The 2,847-nt window shown below is 52.7% G+C and carries 2 protein-coding genes; both read left to right on the plus strand.

Annotated features, from left to right (window positions below):
- Positions 1-289: 289 nt before the first annotated feature.
- The gene (gene aadA1, locus GMA8713_RS25280) at positions 290-1,081 is read left to right on the plus strand and encodes an ANT(3'')-Ia family aminoglycoside nucleotidyltransferase AadA1 (RefSeq protein ID WP_001206316.1); all 792 of its coding nucleotides are present in this window, start codon (positions 290-292) and stop codon (positions 1,079-1,081) included.
- A 755-nt stretch (positions 1,082-1,836) separates the two neighbouring features.
- A complete protein-coding gene (locus tag GMA8713_RS27560; protein WP_155634672.1) occupies positions 1,837-1,992 on the plus strand; it encodes a hypothetical protein in 156 nt (51 codons plus the stop codon).
- The last annotated feature ends 855 nt before the right edge of the window (positions 1,993-2,847 follow it).

A 2,847-nucleotide genomic window follows, 5' to 3' on the forward strand; every position in this document is an offset into this window, starting at 1 on the left:
TTCAAATATGTATCCGCTCATGAGACAATAACCCTGATAAATGCTTCAATAATATTGAAAAAGGAAGAGTATGCGTAGCCGTAATTGGAGCCGTACCCTGACCGAACGTAGCGGCGGTAATGGTGCGGTGGCGGTGTTTATGGCGTGCTATGATTGCTTTTTTGGCGTGCAGAGCATGCCGCGTGCGAGCAAACAGCAGGCGCGTTATGCGGTGGGCCGTTGCCTGATGCTGTGGAGCAGCAACGATGTGACCCAGCAGGGCAGCCGTCCGAAAACCAAACTGAACATTATGCGTGAAGCGGTGATTGCGGAAGTGAGCACCCAGCTGTCTGAAGTGGTGGGCGTGATTGAACGTCATCTGGAACCGACCCTGCTGGCCGTGCATCTGTATGGCAGCGCGGTGGATGGCGGCCTGAAACCGCATAGCGATATTGATCTGCTGGTGACCGTGACCGTGCGTCTGGATGAAACCACCCGTCGTGCGCTGATTAACGATCTGCTGGAAACCAGCGCGAGCCCGGGTGAAAGCGAAATTCTGCGTGCGGTGGAAGTGACCATCGTGGTGCATGATGACATTATTCCGTGGCGTTATCCGGCGAAACGTGAGCTGCAGTTTGGCGAATGGCAGCGTAACGATATTCTGGCCGGCATTTTTGAACCGGCGACCATTGATATCGATCTGGCCATTCTGCTGACCAAAGCGCGTGAACATAGCGTGGCGCTGGTTGGTCCGGCAGCGGAAGAACTGTTTGATCCGGTGCCGGAACAGGACCTGTTTGAAGCGCTGAACGAAACCCTGACCCTGTGGAACAGCCCGCCGGATTGGGCGGGTGATGAACGCAACGTGGTGCTGACCCTGAGCCGTATTTGGTATAGCGCGGTGACCGGCAAAATTGCGCCGAAAGATGTGGCGGCGGATTGGGCCATGGAACGTCTGCCGGCGCAGTATCAGCCGGTGATTCTGGAAGCGCGTCAGGCGTATCTGGGCCAGGAAGAAGATCGTCTGGCCAGCCGTGCGGATCAGCTGGAAGAATTTGTGCATTACGTGAAAGGCGAAATTACCAAAGTGGTGGGTAAATAATAACTGTCAGACCAAGTTTACTCATATATACTTTAGATTGATTTAAAACTTCATTTTTAATTTAAAAGGATCTAGGTGAAGATCCTTTTTGATAATCTCATGACCAAAATCCCTTAACGTGAGTTTTCGTTCCACTGAGCGTCAGACCCCGTAGAAAAGATCAAAGGATCTTCTTGAGATCCTTTTTTTCTGCGCGTAATCTGCTGCTTGCAAACAAAAAAACCACCGCTACCAGCGGTGGTTTGTTTGCCGGATCAAGAGCTACCAACTCTTTTTCCGAAGGTAACTGGCTTCAGCAGAGCGCAGATACCAAATACTGTTCTTCTAGTGTAGCCGTAGTTAGGCCACCACTTCAAGAACTCTGTAGCACCGCCTACATACCTCGCTCTGCTAATCCTGTTACCAGTGGCTGCTGCCAGTGGCGATAAGTCGTGTCTTACCGGGTTGGACTCAAGACGATAGTTACCGGATAAGGCGCAGCGGTCGGGCTGAACGGGGGGTTCGTGCACACAGCCCAGCTTGGAGCGAACGACCTACACCGAACTGAGATACCTACAGCGTGAGCTATGAGAAAGCGCCACGCTTCCCGAAGGGAGAAAGGCGGACAGGTATCCGGTAAGCGGCAGGGTCGGAACAGGAGAGCGCACGAGGGAGCTTCCAGGGGGAAACGCCTGGTATCTTTATAGTCCTGTCGGGTTTCGCCACCTCTGACTTGAGCGTCGATTTTTGTGATGCTCGTCAGGGGGGCGGAGCCTATGGAAAAACGCCAGCAACGCGGCCTTTTTACGGTTCCTGGCCTTTTGCTGGCCTTTTGCTCATTAGGCACCCCAGGCTTTACCCGAACGACCGAGCGCAGCGAGTCAGTGAGCGAGGAAGCGGAGAGCGCCCAATACGCAAGGAAACAGCTATGACCATGTTAATGCAGCTGGCACGACAGGTTTCCCGACTGGAAAGCGGGCAGTGAAGTGAAGGCCCATGAGGCCAGTTAATTAAGCGGCCGCGATATCCTGCAGATGCATCCAGTACTAGTATGGCCCGGGGGATCCGGCGCGCCTAGGCCTTGACGGCCTTCACTCAATTCGCCCTATAGTGAGTCGTATTACGTCGCGCTCACTGGCCGTCGTTTTACAACGTCGTGACTGGGAAAACCCTGGCGTTACCCAACTTAATCGCCTTGCAGCACATCCCCCTTTCGCCAGCTGGCGTAATAGCGAAGAGGCCCGCACCGAAACGCCCTTCCCAACAGTTGCGCAGCCTGAATGGCGAATGGGAGCGCCCTGTAGCGGCCACTCAACCCTATCTCGGTCTATTCTTTTGATTTATAAGGGATTTTGCCGATTTCGGCCTATTGGTTAAAAAATGAGCTGATTTAACAAAAATTTAACGCGAATTTTAACAAAATATTAACGTTTACAATTTTATGGTGCACTCTCAGTACAATCTGCTCTGATGCCGCATAGTTAAGCCAGCCCCGACACCCGCCAACACCCGCTGACGCGCCCTGACGGGCTTGTCTGCTCCCGGCATCCGCTTACAGACAAGCTGTGACCGTCTCCGGGAGCTGCATGTGTCAGAGGTTTTCACCGTCATCACCGAAACGCGCGAGACGAAAGGGCCCCCATTTTGGATGGTCTGCTCAAATAACGATTTGTATTTATTGTCTACATGAACACGTATAGCTTTATCACAAACTGTATATTTTAAACTGTTAGCGACGTCCCTGTTGGTCGCGCTCTAGCACGTACCGCAGGTTGAACGTATGAATT

Source organism: Grimontia marina (genome assembly GCF_900060185.1).
Taxonomy (GTDB): domain Bacteria; phylum Pseudomonadota; class Gammaproteobacteria; order Enterobacterales; family Vibrionaceae; genus Enterovibrio; species Enterovibrio marinus.

Bases quoted from the DNA above. Each gene is read 5' to 3' on its own strand.
- GMA8713_RS27560 (WP_155634672.1), top strand. From the start codon at position 1,837: ATGGAAAAACGCCAGCAACGCGGCCTTTTTACGGTTCCTGGCCTTTTG.
- aadA1 (WP_001206316.1), top strand. From the start codon at position 290: ATGCGTGAAGCGGTGATTGCGGAAGTGAGCACCCAGCTGTCTGAAGTG.